The organism is Legionella nigrisilvae (assembly GCF_977063395.2).
The window spans coordinates 184,026-206,926 of record NZ_CDRUGZ020000022.1 but is presented as its reverse complement, the minus strand read 5'-3'; the positions used below and the strand labels follow the sequence as shown (position 1 = coordinate 206,926).

The window sequence follows — 22,901 nt, the reverse complement described above, 5'->3', positions numbered from 1 at the left end:
GGTTGCCTAGTTGCATACACAGCCGTAACCTGGAAATCCAGGCGACGATGCTTTATTTCTTCATTTAATAAAGTTCTTTTCTTTGCCGAAAAGATAGGTGGCTGTAATTAGGACTTCATTTGTACGATAGGAACCCAGAGTTAATGATTCCCCCGTCCAAGTATTAACCCCGTTACCAGAGGCGAGTGGCCCTAAATCCTGAAAAATATAACCCACTGAAAGAAACAATTGTGGAAGGAGTTGCACATCCACCCCGGCACCTATATTGTATGCGAACTCACTTGTATTAGAGTTTCTAAATTCAGGACTAACTCTGGGGTTAACTCCTGCGAAAGCTGATTCATTATAGTTAGAAGCATTGTTAAAAGAACTACCTATTCCTCCGTTAACAAACGGTGAAAATATTCCATATCGCATTACATTTATTTTTCCCGAGGCTAATAAGAGATTGGAAGTAAAGTCGAGATTATATTTGTAATTTGTAAATTGAGGTAAAGAATACTGTGTAATTTCGCCACTAATATGTGTTGTAAAAAAATACTGCCAAAAGATGCTTAATGAATAAGAAGGGAACCAGATACTCTCATTTTGCCAACGCCGGCCAGCAGATACAGCAACAACTCCTCCATTATTATCCCTAATTGAATAACGATCAGCACCATAAGGAGCTGGAAACCCAGATCCATTATTTACTTTCGTATGGGAATTTAATTCAGGAAATTGTGCGCCGCCTCCAAGCGATATAAACCAACTACCTTGTGCATTGGAAAGGGAGTGATGTAAGGAATTTTGTATATTATCGATATTTTTAGAGAAAGAGGGGCTTTGGCAGACAAATAATAAAGTAGTAATGCCAAAGTAAAATAAATTCCTTTTCATATATAGGTCTCAATTAATGATTATAATGTTATGCAAAATTAATGGCGCCAATTAATTGCGGCATGAGAAAGTATCATAATTGAATGAATCAAATCAATAAAATAGTCGAACACACTTTGTAAAAGGGATTACAGCTGTAAATTTATATTAAGCAACATCTTTAATTAATAAAACAGAATTGAGACAAAAGAAATTACTATAATATTTAATAAACTTGTAAATCAATTATATTAAGGTATAGACAAAACATATACTGTATTATAAATTGACCCTTTTATCAGGAATATTCATGCGTATCGCCTTAGTGCTTGAGTACGATGGTAGCCAGTATCATGGCTGGCAAGCACAAACAGGCTTGCATACTGTGCAACAAGCCGTAGAACATGCTTTATCAAAGGTAGCGGATGGCCCTATTTCTGTAGTGTGTGCAGGTAGGACAGATACTGGAGTACATGCTACCAACCAAGTTATTCATTTTGACTGTGATAAAGTGCGCAGTATTCGTGCATGGATTCATGGTGTGAACTCTTTTTTGCCCAAAGATATTTGTGTTAAATGGGGAAAAGAATTAACCGAAGAATTTCATGCAAGATATTCTGCTACAGCGAGAAGGTATCGTTATGTTATTTATAATGGCGCCATTCGCCCCGCTTTATTTAGAAGTAATATAACTTGGCAATATCGGCAATTAGATCATCGCCTGATGCATCAAGCAGCCCAGGTTTTGTTAGGCGAGAATGATTTTACTTCATTCCGTTCTGTTGAATGTCAGTCGAATACGCCTATGCGAAATATCCATAAATTACAGGTTAGTCGCTCTGGTGATTTAGTGATAATAGATATTACTGCTAATGCTTTTTTACATCATATGGTACGAAATATTGCTGGTGTACTCATAGCAGTAGGGTCAGGAAAACATCCTGTATCTTGGGTAAATGAAGTACTACAAGCAAAAGACAGAAGACTAGGTGCTGAAACAGCACCTGCTTATGGATTGTATTTAGTACAAGTGACTTATCCTCAGACATTTTCTATATTACAGAATAATCCGGGGCCTTCTTTTCTTGTGGAGAAATAATGAATTTGGCACGAATACGAGTCAAAATGTGTGGTATGACGCGTAGCCAAGATGTCGCACATGCGATTAATCTAGGGGTTGATGCTATAGGTTTGATTTTTTACCCGAAAAGTGCACGTCACATTTCAATAGATAAAGCAAAAGCTTTATTAAAAGATGTGCCTGCATTTATAGACTCTGTTGCTGTTTTGGTGAATCCTGAGCGAGATTTCGTCCATCAAATAGTAGAAGAATTACCTATTCAATTATTGCAGTTTCATGGTGATGAATCTTCTGAGTTTTGCGCTCAATTTAATAAGCCTTTTATTAAAGCCATACAGTGTAATTCAGAAGCATATATTCATCAGGCCGCACAAGATTTTGCAATGGCGAAGGCGCTATTGTTAGATACACCTTCAAAGAATGCGCGGGGTGGGACTGGATGTACGTTTGATTGGAACATTATTCCACAAAGGGTAGAAAAACCATATATATTGGCGGGTGGATTGGATGAGTTTAATGTACTCGAAGCAATTAAATCATGTCATCCTTATGCCGTAGATCTGTGCAGTGGTATTGAGGTATCACCTGGGATTAAAGATCATAACAAAATGAGCCGATTTATGCAGAAATTGTTACATTGGTAGTATAGTAACCTGAGTGAAGCGCAGCGTAACTTGGGAAATTTGGATCGTTGATCTCGGGTTACGCTGCGCTTCACCCAGGCTATATTTTAGAAGTTAATGAAGGTAGACATGAACAAAAAAGAACTTCCTGACGAGCACGGACACTTCGGTCCTTATGGTGGTATTTTTGTAGCAGATACTTTGATGTATGCACTCAAGCAATTAGAAGAAGCTTATGCAAAATATCGGAAAGATCCCAATTTTTTAGCCGAGTTGAATGCTGAATTAAAAGATTATGTAGGACGACCCAATCCACTTTATCATGCACAACGCTTAAGTAAGGAAATTGGAGGTGCACAAATCTATTTAAAACGTGAGGATTTAAACCATACCGGAGCCCACAAGATTAATAATACAGTAGGCCAAGCCCTACTTGCTACACGTATGGGAAAAACTCGGGTAATTGCCGAAACAGGCGCCGGTCAACATGGGGTGGCTTCTGCTACAGTAGCGGCTAAATTGGGTTTGGAATGTGTGGTCTATATGGGGGCTGAGGATATAAAACGGCAGTCATCCAATGTTTATCGCATGAAATTGTTAGGGGCGGAAGTTGTCCCAGTTACATCAGGCTCTCAAACATTAAAAGATGCATTAAATGAAGCGATGCGTGATTGGGTTAGCCATGTGGATGATACTTTTTATATTATCGGGACAGTTGCCGGGCCTCATCCTTATCCGCAGATGGTTAGAGATTTTCAATCGGTTATTGGCATTGAAGCAAAAGCTCAATTTATGGAAAAAACTGGACGTTTACCCGATGCTTTAGTTGCTTGCGTAGGGGGTGGTTCTAATGCAATCGGTTTATTTTATCCCTTCCTAAGTGACTCAACGGTTGCTATCTATGGAGTTGAAGCAGGAGGAAAAGGTTTAGAAAGTGGAGAACACTCGGCCTCGTTGATTGCCGGAAAACCAGGTGTGTTGCATGGTAACCGGACTTATTTACTCTGTGATGAATACGGTCAAATTAAAGATACTCACTCGGTCTCAGCTGGTCTTGATTATCCTGGGGTAGGTCCTGAACATGCTTATTTAAAAGATACTGGGCGTGTAATTTATGAAGCAATTAATGATGATGAGGCATTGAATGCTTTTCGTACTTTAACACGGGTTGAGGGAATTATTCCTGCTCTTGAGTCCAGTCATGCAGTGGCTTATGCAATGAAACTTGCCAAGAAGATGTCAGTGGATCAAAGTATCATCGTGAATTTATCAGGTCGCGGTGATAAGGATATGCACACTGTGGCACAAATTGATGGGATTACCGTATGAATCGAATCGACAAAACATTAATGCGCCTTAATGCTAATGATAAAAAAATGCTTAGCCCGTACATTACTGCCGGAGATCCTTATCCTGAAATCACGGTGAAACTTATGCATGAGCTAGTTAGAGCCGGGGCTGATATTTTAGAACTAGGTATTCCTTTTTCTGATCCTATGGCGGAAGGACCAGTTATTCAAAGAGCCATGGAACGAGCGCTTGCTCAGGACGTGCACTGTCAGACTGTATTGAATATGGTGAAAGAATTTCGCTTTCAGGATCAAGAGACGCCCGTTGTTATAATGGGTTATTTAAATCCTATTGAACATTTTGGTTATGAACGTTTTGCGCAACAAGCAATAGAATCCGGGGTGGATGGAACAATCCTGGTAGATTTACCCCCAGAGGAAAGTGGAGAAGTAGCTAAAATCTGGCAAAAATATGGTTTATACAGTATCTTTCTTTGTTCTCCTACGACCTCAGATGAGCGAATGTCATTAATAAACCAATTCGCAAAAGGATATTTATACTATGTGTCTTTAAAAGGTGTTACGGGTTCAGATACGTTGGATTTATCCTCGTTACAAGCACAGTATCAACACCGAAAAGCACAAACTAAGCTTCCATTAATGGTAGGTTTTGGCATTAAAACACCGGAAATGGCTGCAGAAGTTGCAAGATTTGCAGATGGGGTTATCGTGGGTGCTGCCCTGATTACGCGAGTTTTGGAAGCTTATAACCTGAACAAAGATATGTTGGAAGCGGGAGCGGATTTAATTTACTCTATGCGGCATGCAATGAATAAGAATTAAAATAGTAACAAAAGGCTACTTTAAATTTGTTCCAGTTTATTGAGTTGTAAAAAAATGCATTATGGGGTGGGCTTGAATGAACTTCCAAGCGTACCCTAGGAATCCGGTTCCATAACCGGAATATAAGTTTAATCGAGTTATAGCTTATTTTACTGAAGCTACTTAGTAATAACAGTGACGGAAAAATCCCAATGATAGAATTAACTGAAAAACGAGCTCATTTTATAAGACAACTGATTACTGATGAACTGGCGAGTGGCAAACATAAATCTGTAGTGACTCGTTTTCCTCCTGAACCTAATGGATATTTGCACGTAGGGCATGCTAAATCGATTTGTTTGAATTTTGGTTTGGCACAAGAGTTTGGTGGGATCTGTTACCTACGTTTTGATGATACGAATCCAATTAAAGAAGAGGAAGAGTATGTCAACGCTATTATTGATGATGTACGCTGGTTAGGATTTGAATGGCATGACATGACACATTCTTCAGACTACTACCATGAGTTGTATGATTTTGCCGTGTTACTCATTAAAAAAGATTTGGCTTATGTAGATAGTTTAAGTATGGAAGAAATTCGTGCTTATCGCGGAACCCTACAAGTGCCTGGGCGGGAAAGTCCATACAGAAATCGACCCATCGAAGAAAGTTTGGATTTATTCGCACGCATGAAGGCAGGGGAGTTTGCTGATGGTGCCCATGTATTGAGAGCAAAAATTGATATGCAGTCCGGTAATCTAAACATGCGTGATCCAGTCATCTATCGCATCCGACATGCACATCATCAACGTACAGGTGACGAATGGTGTATTTATCCGATGTATGATTATGCACATCCTATTTCTGATGCTTTAGAAAAAATTACTCATTCTTTATGTACTTTAGAGTTTCAAGATCACCGACCGCTATATGATTGGTGTGTTGATAATTTGCCGTTACCTGCAAAACCAGTCCAAACGGAGTTTGCTCGGTTAAATTTATCTCACACAGTTACTTCCAAGCGAAAATTACGTGAGCTGGTTGAACAAAAGGCTGTCAATGGATGGGATGATCCAAGAATGCCTACTATACGTGGAATGCGAAAACGGGGTTATCCAGCGGCTGCAATTCGTCAGTTTTGTGAAGTCATAGGAATATCTCGTAGTGATTCTGTAATTGATATGTCCATACTTGAGGAATGTGTTCGTGACGAGTTAAATAAAACAGCGAAAAGAGCTTTATGCGTAATGGACCCTATAAAAGTAGTTTTAGAAAATTATCCTGAAGATAAGGTAGAAATACTAAAACCCGCTTATAATCAGCACGATCCTGATTCGGAGCGTCGTGATTTACCGTTTACTCGAGAGCTTTTTATTGAACGTTCAGATTTTATGGAAGAGCCGCCTAAAAAATACTTTCGTTTATCTCCCGGAGCTGAAGTTCGTTTACGTCATGCTTATGTAATTAAATGTAATGAAGTGATTCATGATGAACAGGGTAATATTATTGAATTGCGCTGTACCTATGATGAAAAAACTTTAGGAAAAAATCCTGAAGATAGGAAAGTAAAAGGCGTCATCCATTGGGTATCGTGTGCGCATGCTTACCCTGTGACCGTATTGGAATATGACCGTCTATTTAATGATCCAAACCCAGGTCGAGAGGACGATTTTTTCCAATTTTTAAACCATAATTCATTGCAAATAAAACAAGCTTATTGTGAACCCGCTTTAGCAAACCAGCAACTAGGTGAGGTGTTTCAGTTTGAGCGATTAGGATACTATGGTGTTAATGAATTAAAAGATGGACGTGTAAGCACATTTCATCGTGTCGTTGACTTGAAAGATACTTGGGGAAAACTAGGGTAAGCTAGAGGGGCAGATATGTTGCATTTATATAATTCTTTAACTAGAACAAAAGAACCATTTGTTTCCATTTCACCGGGAAAAATTGGGATCTATGTTTGTGGCATTACTGTATATGATCATTGCCATATAGGTCATGCTCGCTCTATGGTAGCTTTTGACGTTATTGTTCGTTATTTGCGGTCTCAAGGGTATGAGGTGAAGTATGTGCGTAATATTACCGACATTGATGACAAAATTATTGCCCGGGCACATGAGCGTGCAATACCAATAGATGAACTGACTGCTCAATATATTGCTGCAATGAATGAAGATACACAAGCTTTAAATATTTTAGCACCGGATGTAGAGCCTCGGGCTACAGAACATATAGACAGTATTATTCGATTAATTGAACGATTGCTTGCGAAAGGAAATGCGTACCTCAGTGATAATGGTGATGTATGTTATCAAGTCGACTCATTCGCTGACTATGGAAAATTATCCCACAAGGATTTAGAGGGATTAGTCGCTGGAGCGCGGGTGGAAATTGTGAAAGAAAAACGTTCTCCATTGGATTTTGTTTTATGGAAAAAAGCAAAACAAGGTGAGCCTAGCTGGCCATCTCCGTGGGGGGAAGGACGTCCAGGCTGGCATGTTGAATGCTCTGCAATGGCTATGAGTGAACTAGGCGAGCAATTCGACATTCATGGAGGAGGATTGGATTTACAATTTCCTCATCATGAAAACGAGATCGCTCAGAGTGAAGCAGCTACTGAAAAACAATTTGCAAATTACTGGTTGCATGTAGGAATGTTGCAAGTTAATAATGAAAAAATGTCAAAATCATTGGGTAATTTTTTCACTATAGCTGATGTTTTGGCCCAACATCATCCTGAAGTTGTCCGTTATTTTCTTCTAAGTAGTCATTATCGTAGTTCATTGAATTACTCTGAAGAAAACTTGGGGAATGCAAAAAAAGCACTAACTCGTTTGTATCAAACCATAAAAGACATCCATGATATTGCTGACGGTGAATTAGATAATCATTGGATTAATGAATTTAACCAGGCAATGAATGATGACTTTAATACCCCCGTTGCATTATCTGTTTTGTTTCAACTTAGTCATGAAGTAAATAAGAATAACTCAGCTGTTTTAGGGGCCACATTGAAGTATTTAGCTGGGATCATGGGGCTATTACAGGCCGATCCTGCTTCGTTTTTACAGTCTGGATTTGCTGAAGAGGATAGGGTAGAAATAGAGCAATTAATTGCTGAGCGGCTTCAAGCACGTGCTGATCGGAACTGGGAACGTGCTGACCAGATAAGAGCAGACTTACTACATCGTGGCATTGAGCTAGAGGATGGAGTTAACGGGACCACCTGGCGTCGAGTCGAATAGGTTTAGAGTTCAAAATAGAGAAACCGGGGGTTATGAAATAGAACTCCCAGGTTTCGCTTCACGATAGTTCATCAAAATTATAAAGTTTCAACGGATGGGAACCTCTTTCCAATTGCTATTTTGAATTAACTCTTGATTACTTTATAATCACCCCGATTATTTTTAATGACTGTTTTTGGAACTTATTTTTGTATAGTGTACCTGTGAAATTTTTAATTTGTTTAATATTATTTTGTTCTGCTGTAAGTTATGCAGAAATTGCTGATTCGATCTTAGATAATTATCAAACCAATTTAGATAAATTGCCTATAATAAGACAAGAACACTTTTCAATCCGAATGTATCGCATAACAGGCGACAAAAAGCATTTGAATTCTGTTGTCGATTATGTGTATTTTTTAAGCAACAAATATCAATATCTATTTTCAGGTCTTGACCAACCGGAGCTCACTCTCCAAAAATCAAAGAATTTATTATTAGATGCTAACGAAAAGCTTGCACATAAGCATAAGTTACGGATCAAAAAGATATCAGAATATGGTGATTTGTTTTTTTATCTTTATTTATTAGAGACAACTAATAAGATTTTTTCATACCATTTGGAAAATACTTCGTTATTCCCACAAACAAATACAGTTATTGACGTTTTAAAAACTCAAGTCCCTCGCTTGGAGGAGTTTATCGTTAATGAGGAAAATATTAGAATTTATGGGGCTCAATTAGTTAATTATGTTTATTATTTATATGATTTAAATATTGTTGATTTAAGAAAATCCTATACCAAACTTTTCCAGCAAACTTTTCCAGACTCTATGGATAGTCAACTATCTGAATGGGAATATGAAGCAAAACTTTATGGAATGACGCATTTCATAACTGCGGCGAGTCATTATTATCAAAACTTTGTTAACGACGATTCCTTTTTCTGGATAAGCGATTATTTTGAGCGTAATATGGAACAAATAATGGAGCGGGCTGAAAATGATGTTATTGCTGAAGTAGGGGTTTGTTTATTGTTATTAAATAAAAAAGACTCTCCAGGGATTAAAAAAATAAGGGAGCATTTAGAAACAGTGTATAACCCGCAACATCAGATGATTCCTGCCCGCACTAATTCAGTAGATTTTATATTTGGTGAACATCGAAATATTCTTACAGTGATGCTTTTTAAATGGCCCGAAAGATTAATGGACGGTCCATTTTTTTCAGAGGAATTAACATTAATTCCTAATATTTTTAGTGGAGCAAGTTAGAGTTAGCTTCTCTTTAGCTTTAAACATGTGAGCGGAAACCAGGTCATTGATTTCAAATTTTAACTCAATTTGGTCGGGGATACGATCTGGGCTCCACTGATCTAGGGAAAGACAGTGAAAGATTTTACTAAAGAAGATATATGCACTATGTACCATATTTTTTTAGGACGTGAACCGGAAAATATGGAAGTATTAGATTATCATTATGCCTTGTATCACTCCTTAATTGAAATGTTGAATTCATTTTGGCACTGTGGTGAGTTCCAAAAAAGAATAGAATCAATAAAAAAGTCAGTTGTTAAGAAAAGTCAAAAAACGGATAGTCTTACCTACCATATCACTGCTACCGGAAATTATTTTTTGCCAACCGATGCGCATGAAGATATTATTGCGAATGCCATCATTGCTGGAACCATTTTTGATAAGCCTATTTATGACGTGGCAAAGTCTTATATTAAACCAGGGACTACCGTATTAGATATAGGTTCTAACTTTGGTCAAATGGCAGTTTTGTTTTCTAAATTAGTAGGTGATGAAGGTGTGGTACATGCGTTTGAAGCAGATGATTTCGTTCATGCTTTATTGGTTAAAAATATATCAGTAAATGCCCAAAATATAATAAGTCATTTTGGTGCAGTCCATAATCGTAGTGATGAGATTCTATTTTTTCCAGTACAAGATTTTGAGCGATTTTCTACCTACGGTTCTTACGGAATAGATTATGTCCATGGGAAAGGGCGACCGGTCAAATCCCTAATGATTGATGATCTTGAGTTTGAAAAACCAGTTAGCTTTATAAAAATCGATATTCAAGGAGGAGATTTATTTGCAATGCAAGGGGCGGTAAAAACAATAGCGCAACATAAAATGCCAATTGTTTTTGAGTATGAATATTTATTTGAGGAGGAATTAAATTTAAGCTTTCAGGAATATGTGGATTTTGTGAAAACTATAAACTATCAATTCAAGAGAGTAATTAATGGACAAAATTTTCTAATTGTTCCGAAGGATTAAGCGATTTGAAGATAGGTCCCAAAATTGTTTTAGATTCCCTCTTTATTCTGATTAAATATAAAGCCTCTACGAGTGCGAAGTTTCTTTGTACGCATTAGGTAAATGAAAACCAATACAAAAAGCATTGAAAGAGCCATATATCCCATAAGATAAAAACAATCATCAAGTGCCAAAGCAATAGACTTACGTGTAAGGTAGTCATTTAACTGAGCGAAAGCATGCTTTCCTGAAATATGGAATAGTTTTGCTTGTTGTAAAAAATTTTGAGTTTCATGGGAAAATGGAGTCAGACTGCTTCCTAATCGAAGATGAAAAAAAACTTCGCGTCTATGCCATAAAATAAGAAATAAAGAGACTCCTAGCCCACTTCCAAGCAAACGTGAAATATGAAACAAGCAAAGGCATTCAGCGAACTTTGTTTCATGACAAGTGGCTACTGATAAATGAAAGAGGGGAGATAAAAATAATGCTAGGCCTATACCTGCTAAACCTCGTGAAAATGCAATGCGATTAAAATTTATATCCACATTAAAGTAGGCAGTATAAAAACAGGATAAGGCAAAGAACAGTAAAGCAATGAATAAAGGATAAAATGGTTCATATTTTCTTTTATTAATAAGTACTGGAATCCATCCACAAAATGCCATTGTTCCTATGATCAGCGCGATCCAATCAGGAGTATAATTAACATAAAGTTTTAACCACAAAGACAATAAGATAACCATTCCAAAATAGAGTCCGAAAAATAGGGCGATATAAATCATTGCAAAGCAAAAATAAAAATTTTTAAGTAATTTCAAATCAATGACAGGATGCTGAGCTGACCAGCTGCGTAAAATAAAGAATACAAGACTGATTACACCGAAAATCAATAAAAAAGTAATTAAAGAAGAGCGAAACCAATCTAACTCTTGGCCAGTAGTTAAAGCGGTTCCAATAAACACCATGCTGATGCAATAGTAAAAATATCCAATTTTATCAAAATATATCTTTTTTACAGGCTCATGATATCTTCTATATCCAAAACCAACATACAAAATTAAAAAAATACATAAAGGAATGTTTGAGAAAAAAAGGAATCGCCAATGGTAGTTGTACGCAATCCAGGCACCATATGAAGCGCCGATTACAGGGATTATTGAAAGACACATTAAAACCAAGGAGACAATATAGACTTTATCTTTATTAGGGGAGAGCAAAGGGATAAGCGTACATGCGATCAGAAGAAACATCGGTCCTGAAGCAAACCCTTCTAAAAATCTGAATAAGATAAACGTAAAGAAATCCTCCGCTGTCGCACATCCCCATGAACAAAATGCAGTAAGACTGAAACAGACAACAAAAAGTTGAATAGGACTTAAGCATGTTACGGCGGGTTTTCCTAAAGGTACCCCTAGAAGATTTCCAATGCAGAAAAAACTGACTGTATACGAAGTCATATAAGAACTGCCACCCAGATCACTCACAATATATAAACCTGCCATTATGGGTAAAGTAAGATTAAAGATTACTGCGGCAAGTGATAAAAGTAAGATATAGAGAATCATTATTTATTCATCTCTTTTAGGTTGATTTTATTTATGATGAGGGGGGATTTTGCATAGTGCTTAAGATTAGGGTCCAAATTACTCTTAATAATTTCAGCGATTAACTTTTCATTGCCTATCTCTTCTTTTTGGAAAATATCAGTAACATAATGGGGAGACTCTGAGGTTGTGGTGGGCACTAAGGGGCCATTTTGATCAGAGAGATCTGTCGTAACCTCCAAAGAAAGGCCGATTCGCAGAGGATGTTTTATTAATTCATCTTGTACTAGAGCAATCCGAACAGGTAACCTTTGAACGATTTTAATCCAGTTCCCTGAAAGGTTTTCGGGGGGTAATAGTGAAAAAACATTACCTGCCCCTCCTGGTAAACCCACAATTTTTCCATGAAATACCACCCCAGAACCGTAAAGATCAGAAGTTATCTTAACGTTTTGTCCAATGCGCACTTTGTTCAGTTGGGTTTCTTTATAATTAGCATTTACCCATATTTGATCGAGAGGGATAATAGACATAAGTGGTTCTTTTGGTGAAATCCACATCCCGACTTGAATTGTTCTTTGTGCTACCAATCCATCTACGGGCGCATAAATTTTAGTTCGATATAATTGGACCCATGCATCACGTACTTCTTGCGCCACTGCCTGCACCGATGGATGCTCGGTTATGGATGTGCCTTGTACGAAGGCGAGCATCTTTTGATATTTATTTTGAGTGCTTTTTAATGAAGCAATGGAAGCCTTTAGATCATCTTGTGCATTTTGATAATCCTCTAAAGAAACACCTTTAGCCCCAATGAGATCACGGCGATGTTTAAGGTTTTGTTGTGCTTTTAAAAGTTGCGCTTTTCTCATTTCAATGTCTGCTGCCAGTATAAACACATCATGAAATGCCTGGGATATATCACGTACCGTACTGGCAAGTTTCTTTTTCGCTTTTTCCAAAGCGATATGTGAATCGGTTTCATTTAATGTAACAAGGAGCTGTCCTTTTCTTACCAGAAAACTATCGTCAGTATAGATCCCTGTAACAAATCCTGGGCGTAACGATTTGATATAGACCTGATTCCCTTGTACGTAGGCATCATTGGTATAAACTTGCCGGCTCCATACAATAAGCCAATACACAAAAAAGAAAATAAATAGAACAATAAGAATGACTGTAAAATAAAAAGAGGCGGATCGTTCTTTCATGAGTTGTTCACCAACGGAATCGTATTTTGATAGTAGCCTCCTCCCAAAGCTCTGGTTAATTTTATAGAGGCTAAGTACTGGTTATAAAGTAGAGTAACATCTACAAGTTCTTTTTGAATCACTTCTTCTTGTAAAAAGTAAAGATCAAATAAACTATCCAAGCCCTTTTTTTGACGCAGGGAACTTAATTGATAACGTTGTTTTGCATACTCTACAACTTGTTTTTGTTCTATTTTTTGTTGATAGATATTCTCAGCGAAAGCCAATACATCAAGTACTTCTTGGGTACTGAATAAGAGTAAACTATTGTATGCTTCGATTGCTGCATCAAATTGTGCCTTAGTCGAATTGATGTTTGCTTTTATTGCACCTGCCGTGAAAATAGGTAATTGTAAAGCAGGTCTAATTGCTGCCGTCCCACTCGATAAATCAAAGAACTTTCTCCAACTTGTGCTTTCCAGCCCAATCAGACCAGCGAGGTTAATATCAGGATAATATTCTGCCATTGCTGCCCCTGCTCTGTAGGCTAAAGCTTTAGCTCGCCATATTTGTGCCATTAGATCAGGCCTTCGAGCTAAAAAATCCAATGGGAGTATTTGGGGGATATTTAGTGTTTTAGGTAATGAGGGTAATGTGGGTTTAATTGATAGGTGTTCGTCTGGTCCACGGCCAGCTAATATATTGATTAAATGTTTGTTGGCAGTTAATTCATCGGTAATACTTGAAAGTAATTTTTGGGATTCGAGTAATTTCTCTGAGGTTTCTAAGGCGGGCAATTTCGACGAAAGTCCCTTTCGTACCATTAAGTTTTGTAATTTAGCTATTTTTTGTCGTACTTCGATGAGTTGGGAAAATAATTTTTTTCTAATTAGATTTGTTTTATAGGCAAAAAAAGTTTGAGCCAGTGCAGTGCTAGTAATTAACTCAACCTCTGCAGCTTCAGCCTCTCGAACTTTTGCTTCTCCTAATGCAGCATAAAAAAGATTACGGTTTTTTCCCCAAAAATCAAACTCATAAGTAAACGAAAGCGAAAGATCTAAGAGTCTAACGTTTAAAGGAAAGTTATGATTGAATGCACGATATAAACCGTTTTCACTGACATATTGTCGATTTTCATGGGCATTAAAAAAAACTAAAGGTGATAATAATGAACGGGTAACGATGGCTTGCTGCTGAGCAACTTCAATACGCTTTTTGATTTCATGAATGGAAGGATTATTTGCTAAAGCTTCTGTTACTAGCACATTGAGTTCCGGGGTATTATAAGACAACCACCAGTGGTTATTTGGCCAATTACCTCTAGAGAAAATTTCTTTTTTTTGTAAACTTTTTTCAATGGAGTGCTTCATGCTTGGAACTGTTTTTATATTTTTAATCTGGCTTTGATGCGGTAGCGAAATAGTACAGGATACTAATGGATATAAACTAAAAAAAATAAATCCTCTGATCCAAAGCCGCATAATAATCCCATTTTATTTTCCAAGACATCTTTAAAAGTAAACTTTAATTCCGTATTAACATAAGCTGTTGGCAGGCTTCTAAGCTACCTTATATAGTAACCATTAACGTTTGATTTTCAAAGGAATTTTATGGTGTTTATAGGTGGAAAGTTCCTAGCATATCTAGTACTTAACAAACTTCGTTCTAGTATCTAAAGTTTTATAGCTCGAGTGTACTTACTATAAAGGTTTAGGAAGTAATGAGCTATTAGGCAGTGATTTAAATTATAACGCTATTAAGGATTAATTTTGAGTGGTTACTCGAAGAATTTCTGCAAGGGATGTATCACCGGCAAGAACTCTTTTAAATCCATCATCTCGAATACTGGGTGTGGTGGGCCGTAAATAATTTTCCATTGTCTGTGAATTTTCCTGTCGATGAATCATTCCTCTAAGTACTTCATCGACCGTAATGAGCTCATAAATTCCTGTTCTTCCTTTATAGCCTAAGTGATTGCAGAAGTCACAACCTTTAGGCTCAAAAACTTTTGAGATATCTGTGTCTGCTGTAAGCCCCATAAGTTCCTTTTCATCATCTCGTAATTGATGGGGAGTTTTGCATTGAGGGCATAATCTTCTAACGAGACGCTGGGCAATAAGTCCCACAATACTTGAGGATAGAAGAAAAGATTCTACTCCCATATCACGCAAACGAGTCAGGGCTCCTAGTGCGCTATTGGTATGTAAGGTGGATAGTACTAAGTGTCCTGTAAGACTGGCTTGAACTGCAATTTCTGCAGTTTCCAGGTCACGAATTTCTCCAATCATAACTACATCCGGATCTTGCCTTAGAATTGCCCTTAACCCTTTAGCAAAGGTCATTTGAACTTTGGTATTAACCTGGGTCTGACCAATACCCTCCAGATCATATTCTATAGGATCTTCAATGGTTAGAATATTACGTGTGACTTGATTTAATTCAGTTAACATAGCATATAGGGAAGTAGTTTTTCCGGAGCCGGTGGGCCCAGTAACTAAAATAATGCCATGTGGCTCTGCGATCATTTTTCGCATATTTTTGACTGTGGATTTAGGCATTCCCAACAGGTTTAAATCCAATTGAGCCGCTTGTTTGTCTAAAATCCTTAACACCACGCGCTCACCATGATTAGAGGGAAGGGTTGATACCCTGACGTCAATATTATGCCCACCAATACGTAGAGAAATACGGCCATCTTGTGGAATACGTTTTTCTGCGATATCTAGTTTAGCCATCACTTTGACCCTAGATATAACTAAAGGAGCGATAGCGCGCTGAATCTCTAAAACTTCATGTAAAACGCCGTCAATTCGATTACGTACCAGTACTCTATCTTCATAAGTTTCAATATGAATATCAGATGCTTTTTGTTTAATTGCTTGAGTAAACAATGCATTCAATAAGCGAATTATTGGTGCATCATCTTGATTTTCCAATAGGTCTTCACTGACTGGCAATTGACTCGCTAGTAGTGAAAGATCCATATCTTCCTCCATACCTCCAGCAGCTTCGAGTATCGATGATTTTGATTGATACACATGAGCTAAATGTTGTTGAAACGCTGATTCATCAACCTGTTTTAAAGTAAATTCACATTGTAATAAACGTTTTATTTCGGCAAGAGATTGCAATGAAGTATTGGGTAAATGATAAACGAGAGCTTGGTTGTCACTCTTTTCATTGGCAACAACAATCCCATGGTTTTTTGCAAAACTGTAGGGGATTTTTAGTAATTTTTCTTCGCTGTCCATGGTTTATTTCGTGACTAACAAAGGTGGACGATTAAACGGTTTTGGTAATTCGGCGCGTTTCAAAGCGGGTAATACCGTTGCGTTATTGCTTTGTACAAAAGCATCTTGCGATTTTAACCAATCCAGTTCGAATTGGCGTACATTATTGTATTTTTGACTGGTCATAAGCATATTTTCTCGTTCATTACGCAAAATAATTGGCTTTATGAAGACCATAAGTACTCGTTTTTCCCGAGAATTTATATTTCGTTTGAATAAACGACCCACACCCGGTATATCTCCCAAAACAGGTAAACGATTATTGTCATTACCTAAACTATCTTGCGTCAAACCTCCTAAAACAACTATATCACCGCTCTCAACATGAACCGAGGTAACGATACTACTAATTCTAAATGTCGGTGTGGTTGAGTTTGGTGCAACAACGGGGGGATCCAACGTGTCATTTCCTTGATCAATTTGCAGTTGGATTCCATTTCCGCGTGTAATTTGTGGTCTGACATAGAGATGTAATGCAACATTGACCCGATCAAATGTGGTAAATGGGACCCCATTATTTGTTGTACCTCCGGCATTTGCAGGTTGAGTGGTGGACGCTATCGAAACCTGTTTACCCACTAATATCTTAGCTTGGCGGTTATCAAGAACTACAACTGAAGGTGTTGATAAAATATTCGCTTTATTTTCTCTTGCTAAAGCATATATTTGTGCTTGAAAATCATCAAGTCTTGTACTGCTGTTAATTATAGCAAATCCTGGTCTAAAGGTGTCAGGTCTTCCTGTTTGTTGATCACTTCCCCATTCAATACCTAAGTCATTAACATCCGATTGATTAATTTCGGCAACTAACGCTTCAATTAGTAATTGGGCTGGTTTGATGTCCAGTTGGGCAATTACCCTTTTCAGAATACGGATTACCGATGCTGGCGCATTAAGGATGATAGAGTTCGTATTGGGTTCAGCAATAATTTGTACTGAGGGTTTGGTCGTTCCTTCATTTTGTGTCGTGGTAGTCGTAGTATTTGCAGTAGCTCCTGAAGCAGTTAATGAAGAACCACCCCCACCGCCACCTGATCCGGTTGAGTAAAGAGAAGTGGAAGTGGTGGTAGAGCCTTGTATATTTGAGTTACTGGCAAGATTGGAAGCGGGATTAGTACTATCCAAAATAGGGCGAGTAATGGTACCAATGGTTGTTCCAACATTCCCACTAAAATTTGCCTGGGCAATTCCGGCCAGGATGGGGACCAAGTCTTCAGCTCTAAGGTAATTTAGATAGACTACCTGCGTGTTTGAGTTAAGGCCTTCGGAACTTTCCCTATCTAACTTTAATATCAACATTCTAAGGCGTATTCTGTCGGTTTTAGAGCCGCTGACTAATAGAGAATTGGAGCGGTCATCTGCCGCTACAGTGAGTTGAGTGCGTGTCCCCCCCATGTTGGGCTGGGTTTTAACAAGATCTTTTAAGGTGGCAGCAATATCCATTGCTAATGAGTGTCTTAAATGAACTATATCAATGCCATTTGCAGATGAGTTATCCACTTGCTTTATGATGTCTGCAAGACTACGAATGTTATTTGCTCTTCCTGATAAAATAAGCATATTTGAAGGAGCGTAAGCAGAAATGCTACTCCATTGTGGCATTAAGGGGCGTAAAACCGGAACTAATTGCTCTGATGGAACATAATGAACAGGGACTACAGCCACCATCATGTCGTCGCCTCTAGGAGGTTGTTTTATGCCGCTTAAAATATCAGGAGATTGTGTTTTTGCATCAATATTGGGAATAATTTTAATGATTGCACCACTGGGTATTGCAGCATAGCCTGAGACTTGTAAGACTGAAAGAAATACTTGATAAAGCTCGTTATTGTTCATTGGTGTTGCCGATACGATTGATATTTTCCCTTGCACTCGGGGGTCAATGACAAAATTTTTACCAGTAACTCGTGACACCTCAGCGATAACCGCTCTAATATCAGCATTCCTTAAATTCCATAGTTTGCCATTTATTGGCGGAGTTTCAATTGGATTGCTGGAGCTTTCAGGCGGAGTGGATTGGTTTATGTAAGGATGTTGATTCTCGTTGGGCTCATTTTTCTTTGAACTGATCTTTTGGGATAGCTTATTTTGTAATTCTCGTGCTGTGAGGTAATCGCTAATTGGTCCTATTTGTATCAAATAAAGTTTTTTATCGGATAGATTCTTAATTTCAACAGGTTCGCTGACCAGTGCAGATAATTCTTTTTGACGTTGCTTTGCATCTTTTTCCAAATTAAATGCGCCAGCTTGCAGATAAAAAGTAGTATTCCCATTTTTAGTGGTCGTGGAAATATTAATTTCGTTTGCATAAGTTAATGCTGAGCAAATAAATGTTAAAATTATAATGACTATCGAGCGCATCAAAAAATCGTAAAATCTTAGGTAAATAACATAATAACTAAATTTATAAACTTACCATAGCTTTTTTGGCGAGTATCTGAATGTATTTTGAAGCATTTTGCAATTCTGCTTCAAGATTATCTTAATTGGTAAAAAAATCTAGAATGTGTTGATTTTTGTCACGAATCTCCATTGTGCATCGTATTCTCTTTGCTTACAGATTTTATACTGACTAGCGCAAAAATAGTTCGACTTTTTTTGTCTTTCTTGATAATACTTCCGCCCCGTTAGAGCATTCAAATATTTTAAACAACAAAGGAGCTTAACACATGCAACAAAAATTTGATGAAAATACAATAAAATATGGGCCGGATTTCAATCTTATTCGTTCCCTTCAGGGAAAATTTTATTCCATTCTAGATGATATTAAGGCCACTGCAGATCCAGCATTTATTGCGCATTGTCTTGGGGAATGTCAGAAAATGCTTTCTATGGGAAGTGAGATTATCAGGATGGATACGATGCAAACATCTGTTAATGATCCTGATACACCAATGGCAACCTCAACAATAACCCCGTCAAAGACAGCTATCATCGATATTATTCCTGTGAAAAAAAGAAAGCACTCCGAAATAGTTGATCCCAGAACAGATATTGGAAATGGAGAGCGGTTCATCCCCCAACCCACGATGAAACCACAAGACACTTCTGGTTTAATTAAAAGATCTAAAACGACACATCCTCATGCAGAGAAAAAGCATACTCCAGAAGAAAAAGGAAAAGAAAAAGAAATTCCTCAGGCTATGACGGTAAATCGAATTAAATCAAAGCCAGCTAAAATAGAACGAAAATTAATTTCACCTTTTTTAAATGAATATATTAAACAAATGGCGGAAGGCGATCCTAAAGAATATTATCAAGTGCAACGTGAAATGATGCAAAGAAATGAGCGTTATAATCAACAGATTTCAATGAAGCACATATCGTCTATAGGACGGCGATCGGATTTAAAAAACGAAATTAAAGCAAAATATCCTGATGAGCTTAGAAATAAATTTATCTATAGCCATCATGTCAGTTTTCCTTTTACTGTAAAAAAAAGCGACCATAGCCTGAAACGATCAGCTCTCTACCAAAATGAACAATCAAGACGAGAATTTGTTTCTAAAGAAATTACTCCCTATATAAAAACGTCTCCCTCAATGGCTGCCCAGAATTTAATTTATTTATATCAGCATCATTTGATGTACAGCATTTATTTACAACGTAAATCAGGAGAAAATTTAGGTGAAATCCTAATTTATCATTTGCAAAAATTGGGTTTAAATTTAGAAAAAGCAGAAATAAAAAGATTAAAATCGGCTATCAATTCGAGTTACGCTCTTATTAAACGCAAGAAGCCTTTTGATAATCTTGTTATGCGAACACCTATGCTTCAAGTTGAACTTCCTGCGGAAAGACCTCAGGATAGAACTCCTGATGGGACTAAGATTGCTACATTAGTATTGCACGATAATCCTCTAAAAACAGTTAAAATAAATGATAGGTTCGATGAACCTTTTCCTAATTCCACGAAAATTACTCAAGATACTAATTTTTATGATAACAAAGGAAGATTAATAGGTGTATATCGTATTGGTGCGATTCAACCCGAGATGATAGCGGATAAATTTCGTAAAGAACTTTCTTCGATAAACGAAACACAGTTAAGTAGGATGGGCGCTGTATCTTCAGAAGAAGCTGTTACAAAAAAGCAAAATAAAGAAAAAACCCACGCAAGGATCCGTTCAGCTCCGTTTGGTGTGCTAGGAAAAAAAACGGGAAGAATTAGACCTACTCAATTTTCAGAGACAAAATTTGAAATTGAAGAAGGGCTAGCGCCTCTTTTTAAAATGGTTGAAAAGCTCTATGCAGAATGTGCTCCAGTTGAATATGCAACCCGCCGTCGGATGATGGATTATGCATCTTATTTTACCCTCAAGGGCTCGAGTTATCTTTTGTCCGCCGAAGCAAATTATGACAAACAAACCAGTGCTCACTTGGACAGCAATAAGTTTCCTATCCACAGTCTGAATCCACTCTTTATTATCTACCCCACTAATCATGGCGAGCAGGGTGCTCCTCAACGAACTTATGAAGGGGCATACACTTTTTTTCCTGGCGTAAAGGGTATTTTGGCAAATAACTCTCAGTCTTATTTTGAAGGCATATATTTTGACTTAAAAGAGGGGGATATATTGTTATGGGATTTTGATAAATATTTCCATTGCAACACAAAATTGATTCCTACTAATGGAACCTCTGATTCAAGATGGCATCGTATCTCGATTGTTGGATTTACCAAAGGTGAAGCATTAGACAAAATGATAGAACCCCTTGTACTTGAGGACTCTGATGATGAGGATAGTTCTCTTTTTATCGCTGAGGAGAATACACCCTCCGGGCAATCCTTAGAGGAATCATTATCTGAACTTCCACAATGCATGCAAATTAAGGAACAAACTGCCTCGCAGGATCAGTATGCTGAAAGCAATATTTCATATGGAAAAGAAGATGAAACGATTGATGGATTGCAGCTAATGAGCCTGGATTCATTGTTATCATCCGATAATGTCATTGGATTAGAACAATTTAATGATCAAGTGGAAGCTATATTAAAAAATACTCCTTCAGGAGATGTGGTAGGACAGGAAGAAAGTCGAGCCCCTGTGTATGCTAGAACAAATCCTTCAAACCTTACATTTTTTAGGGCTGAAAAACCATCACAAGGTAAAGAATCATTAACAAGTGCGCTCACTATAACAAGTGCATCCACTATTAGACATAATTAATAGATGGGTTTACATTATAAACATTGTAGTTTCGACCCGGATTCCATGAGGTTAATCCGGGTATTTTTGTTAGAAGTGATGATGCGTATTTGTCTGAGTCTCGTGATCATGATGATGAACGTGTGGCTGATGTAAATGTTGTACTTGTGGGTACGGGGGATGGGCATGAAAATGTGGTTGAAAGAACCCATTAGGGTGTGCACCTTGCAATGGAGGCGTAACAACCACTACAGTTTGCGGCTGGGTAGTTGTTGGATGATTATGTTGGTGATTGTGGTGCTGATGTCCTGTTCTTTTCATATGTTCGTCCTCGCTAAATAAAAGAAATCGATTTTATTTATTAATTCGTGTCCTAGATGATAATGCACAGTTGTACATTTTAAATATCATCTTAACGCATTATAAACAGATGGTTTGGTAAATGTATATGATTTTCCTGAACCTTTAACTGGAATGGCAGAGAGTAGCCTTCGACTTTTATTCGATTTCATTATGCAGAAGGCTTTGTAGAAATTTTATTTTTGGGGGATTAAGGGCAATAAATTGTATCTTGAACTTCTTCCAGATCCTTATTAGTTGGATGCTTTAAATCAAAATTGCCGTGATATTCTTCTCCTAATGCGCTTATATAATGCCTTTGAAAATATTTTCCTGCTGACGCATTTTGTCTGTGAAGTTGAGGAGTTGGAGGCATTTCTTCAGGATCAGGTAATTGAATTAACGGATTGTCTGATAGATCCGTTACGGCAGTTTTTCCTCCGGTAATAAACAACGTTTTAGTTTTCTTATCAAAAAATTTTGTCATGATAATCTCCAGATGAATAGGTTTTGTGGTGATTACATACAACATCAATTGGACTGATGCAAAAAGTCCAGTCAATAACTTTTCTACACGAACCCGATTACTGCGTCAACAATCCTATAGAGGTGCTACTTTATTATTCAAACTTTTTTAGTCACGACCTGATATTTCAATTGAACAATTCCACAACCTATATTTTTCGTTTCCATCAATTCGAGATCGATATCCTGTTTTAGCGGACCAAATAATGAACGCCCAGAACCAAGTAGTATAGGAATTAATGTAATTGTTAATTCATCGATAAGATTTTCAGAAATAAATCTTTGAATGGTGATTCCTCCATCAATATAAAGATGTTTCATTCCTTTTTCTGCCAAGCGTTCAACAAGGACGGATGGTTTTTCAGCAGATAAAGAAACGCATTTTTGCAAATGTCTGGGAATATTTATTGTTTTGCTACTCAGGACCACTACGGGAAGATCCCCATATGGCCATTCATCAAATGATAGGACCTGTTCAAAGGAGTTTCTTCCCATAACCAATCCATCGACTGTAGAAATAAATGATTGATAACCGCCATCTTCACCTGGGGGCACTAGAGAATTAAAGTGGTTAAGCCAATCAATAGAACCATTCTCTCGAGCGATAAATCCATCCACAGTTGTGGCAATAAATACGGAGCACTTCATGGACATGCGAAAATTCCTTGTGAAATAATTTTGACTTGTGAACTG

18 protein-coding genes are annotated in these 22,901 nt (G+C 37.5%); 9 read left to right on the top strand and 9 right to left on the bottom strand.

Annotated elements, in window-relative coordinates; translation table 11 throughout:
* Positions 1-60 precede the first annotated feature (60 nt).
* Positions 61-879: an outer membrane protein gene (locus tag ACWTE2_RS14080; protein ID WP_454785839.1), complete on the bottom strand. Its 819-nt coding sequence runs from the start codon at positions 877-879 to the stop codon at positions 61-63.
* 289 nt (positions 880-1,168) lie between these two features.
* Here ACWTE2_RS14080 and truA point away from each other — a divergent pair, with 289 nt between their 5' ends.
* The 8 genes from truA (at position 1,169) to ACWTE2_RS14040 (ending at position 10,188) form a co-directional block, all read left to right on the top strand.
* Complete coding sequence (gene truA, locus ACWTE2_RS14075) at positions 1,169-1,957, top strand: tRNA pseudouridine(38-40) synthase TruA (RefSeq protein WP_182393313.1); 789 nt, start codon at positions 1,169-1,171, stop codon at positions 1,955-1,957.
* Positions 1,957-2,583 (top strand): phosphoribosylanthranilate isomerase, encoded by a 627-nt coding sequence (locus ACWTE2_RS14070; RefSeq protein ID WP_454785838.1) that lies wholly within the window; start codon positions 1,957-1,959, stop codon positions 2,581-2,583. Before truA ends, ACWTE2_RS14070 begins: the two co-directional genes overlap by 1 nt.
* 108 nt (positions 2,584-2,691) lie before the next feature.
* On the top strand, positions 2,692-3,891 hold the full coding sequence (gene trpB, locus ACWTE2_RS14065) for a tryptophan synthase subunit beta (protein ID WP_182393315.1): 1,200 nt from the start codon (positions 2,692-2,694) through the stop codon (positions 3,889-3,891).
* Positions 3,888-4,694 (top strand): tryptophan synthase subunit alpha, encoded by an 807-nt coding sequence (trpA, locus tag ACWTE2_RS14060; protein ID WP_454785837.1) that lies wholly within the window; start codon positions 3,888-3,890, stop codon positions 4,692-4,694. The genes trpB and trpA overlap by 4 nt, the downstream gene beginning before the upstream one ends.
* A 191-nt stretch (positions 4,695-4,885) precedes the next feature.
* Positions 4,886-6,541 carry a glutamine--tRNA ligase/YqeY domain fusion protein gene (locus tag ACWTE2_RS14055; protein WP_454785836.1) on the top strand — a complete coding sequence of 552 codons (1,656 nt, stop codon included), beginning with the start codon at positions 4,886-4,888 and terminating at the stop codon, positions 6,539-6,541.
* Positions 6,542-6,556: 15 nt separating this feature from the next.
* Positions 6,557-7,921 (top strand): cysteine--tRNA ligase, encoded by a 1,365-nt coding sequence (cysS, locus tag ACWTE2_RS14050; protein ID WP_454785835.1) that lies wholly within the window; start codon positions 6,557-6,559, stop codon positions 7,919-7,921.
* A gap of 203 nt (positions 7,922-8,124) precedes the next feature.
* Positions 8,125-9,174 carry a DUF3541 domain-containing protein gene (locus tag ACWTE2_RS14045; RefSeq protein WP_454785834.1) on the top strand — a complete coding sequence of 350 codons (1,050 nt, stop codon included), beginning with the start codon at positions 8,125-8,127 and terminating at the stop codon, positions 9,172-9,174.
* 114 nt (positions 9,175-9,288) lie between these two features.
* Positions 9,289-10,188 (top strand): FkbM family methyltransferase, encoded by a 900-nt coding sequence (locus ACWTE2_RS14040; RefSeq protein WP_454785833.1) that lies wholly within the window; start codon positions 9,289-9,291, stop codon positions 10,186-10,188.
* 29 nt (positions 10,189-10,217) lie between these two features.
* On the opposite strand, the gene ACWTE2_RS14035 is transcribed toward ACWTE2_RS14040, so the two are convergent.
* From ACWTE2_RS14035 to lspD, 5 genes are all read right to left on the bottom strand, one after another.
* A complete protein-coding gene (locus tag ACWTE2_RS14035; RefSeq protein WP_454785832.1) occupies positions 10,218-11,735 on the bottom strand; it encodes an MFS transporter in 1,518 nt (505 codons plus the stop codon).
* Entirely contained in the window at positions 11,735-12,925 is a 1,191-nt protein-coding gene (locus ACWTE2_RS14030) for an efflux RND transporter periplasmic adaptor subunit (protein ID WP_454785831.1), read from the bottom strand. Before ACWTE2_RS14030 ends, ACWTE2_RS14035 begins: the two co-directional genes overlap by 1 nt.
* Positions 12,922-14,385: an efflux transporter outer membrane subunit gene (locus ACWTE2_RS14025; RefSeq protein WP_454785830.1), complete on the bottom strand. Its 1,464-nt coding sequence runs from the start codon at positions 14,383-14,385 to the stop codon at positions 12,922-12,924. Before ACWTE2_RS14025 ends, ACWTE2_RS14030 begins: the two co-directional genes overlap by 4 nt.
* A gap of 282 nt (positions 14,386-14,667) precedes the next feature.
* The gene (gene lspE / locus ACWTE2_RS14020; protein ID WP_454785829.1) at positions 14,668-16,155 is read right to left on the bottom strand and encodes a GspE family T2SS ATPase variant LspE; all 1,488 of its coding nucleotides are present in this window, start codon (positions 16,153-16,155) and stop codon (positions 14,668-14,670) included.
* Between the two features lie 3 nt (positions 16,156-16,158).
* Complete coding sequence (lspD, locus tag ACWTE2_RS14015) at positions 16,159-18,555, bottom strand: GspD family T2SS secretin variant LspD (RefSeq protein ID WP_454785828.1); 2,397 nt, start codon at positions 18,553-18,555, stop codon at positions 16,159-16,161.
* Between the two features lie 308 nt (positions 18,556-18,863).
* On the opposite strand from lspD, the gene ACWTE2_RS14010 reads away from it, so the two are divergent.
* The gene (locus tag ACWTE2_RS14010) at positions 18,864-21,365 is read left to right on the top strand and encodes a hypothetical protein (protein ID WP_454785827.1); all 2,502 of its coding nucleotides are present in this window, start codon (positions 18,864-18,866) and stop codon (positions 21,363-21,365) included.
* A gap of 69 nt (positions 21,366-21,434) precedes the next feature.
* Here ACWTE2_RS14010 and ACWTE2_RS14005 read toward each other — a convergent pair whose 3' ends face one another.
* The 3 genes from ACWTE2_RS14005 to ACWTE2_RS13995 form a co-directional block, all read right to left on the bottom strand.
* On the bottom strand, positions 21,435-21,665 hold the full coding sequence (locus tag ACWTE2_RS14005; RefSeq protein WP_454785826.1) for a hypothetical protein: 231 nt from the start codon (positions 21,663-21,665) through the stop codon (positions 21,435-21,437).
* Positions 21,666-21,894: 229 nt separating this feature from the next.
* Entirely contained in the window at positions 21,895-22,170 is a 276-nt protein-coding gene (locus tag ACWTE2_RS14000; protein WP_182393328.1) for a hypothetical protein, read from the bottom strand.
* A gap of 137 nt (positions 22,171-22,307) precedes the next feature.
* Positions 22,308-22,862 (bottom strand): dihydrofolate reductase family protein, encoded by a 555-nt coding sequence (locus ACWTE2_RS13995; RefSeq protein WP_454785825.1) that lies wholly within the window; start codon positions 22,860-22,862, stop codon positions 22,308-22,310.
* Between the last annotated feature and the right edge of the window lie 39 nt (positions 22,863-22,901).

Coding starts and splice junctions, on each gene's coding strand:
- ACWTE2_RS14010 (WP_454785827.1), top strand. CDS start 18,864: ATGCAACAAAAATTTGATGAAAATACAATAAAATATGGGCCGGATTTC.
- ACWTE2_RS14035 (WP_454785832.1), bottom strand. CDS start 11,735: ATGATTCTCTATATCTTACTTTTATCACTTGCCGCAGTAATCTTTAAT.
- ACWTE2_RS14025 (WP_454785830.1), bottom strand. CDS start 14,385: ATGCGGCTTTGGATCAGAGGATTTATTTTTTTTAGTTTATATCCATTA.
- cysS (WP_454785835.1), top strand. CDS start 6,557: ATGTTGCATTTATATAATTCTTTAACTAGAACAAAAGAACCATTTGTT.
- ACWTE2_RS14080 (WP_454785839.1), bottom strand. CDS start 879: ATGAAAAGGAATTTATTTTACTTTGGCATTACTACTTTATTATTTGTC.
- ACWTE2_RS14055 (WP_454785836.1), top strand. CDS start 4,886: ATGATAGAATTAACTGAAAAACGAGCTCATTTTATAAGACAACTGATT.
- truA (WP_182393313.1), top strand. CDS start 1,169: ATGCGTATCGCCTTAGTGCTTGAGTACGATGGTAGCCAGTATCATGGC.
- ACWTE2_RS14070 (WP_454785838.1), top strand. CDS start 1,957: ATGAATTTGGCACGAATACGAGTCAAAATGTGTGGTATGACGCGTAGC.
- trpA (WP_454785837.1), top strand. CDS start 3,888: ATGAATCGAATCGACAAAACATTAATGCGCCTTAATGCTAATGATAAA.
- trpB (WP_182393315.1), top strand. CDS start 2,692: ATGAACAAAAAAGAACTTCCTGACGAGCACGGACACTTCGGTCCTTAT.
- ACWTE2_RS14030 (WP_454785831.1), bottom strand. CDS start 12,925: ATGAAAGAACGATCCGCCTCTTTTTATTTTACAGTCATTCTTATTGTT.
- ACWTE2_RS14000 (WP_182393328.1), bottom strand. CDS start 22,170: ATGACAAAATTTTTTGATAAGAAAACTAAAACGTTGTTTATTACCGGA.
- lspD (WP_454785828.1), bottom strand. CDS start 18,555: ATGCGCTCGATAGTCATTATAATTTTAACATTTATTTGCTCAGCATTA.
- ACWTE2_RS14005 (WP_454785826.1), bottom strand. CDS start 21,665: ATGAAAAGAACAGGACATCAGCACCACAATCACCAACATAATCATCCA.
- ACWTE2_RS13995 (WP_454785825.1), bottom strand. CDS start 22,862: ATGTCCATGAAGTGCTCCGTATTTATTGCCACAACTGTGGATGGATTT.
- lspE (WP_454785829.1), bottom strand. CDS start 16,155: ATGGACAGCGAAGAAAAATTACTAAAAATCCCCTACAGTTTTGCAAAA.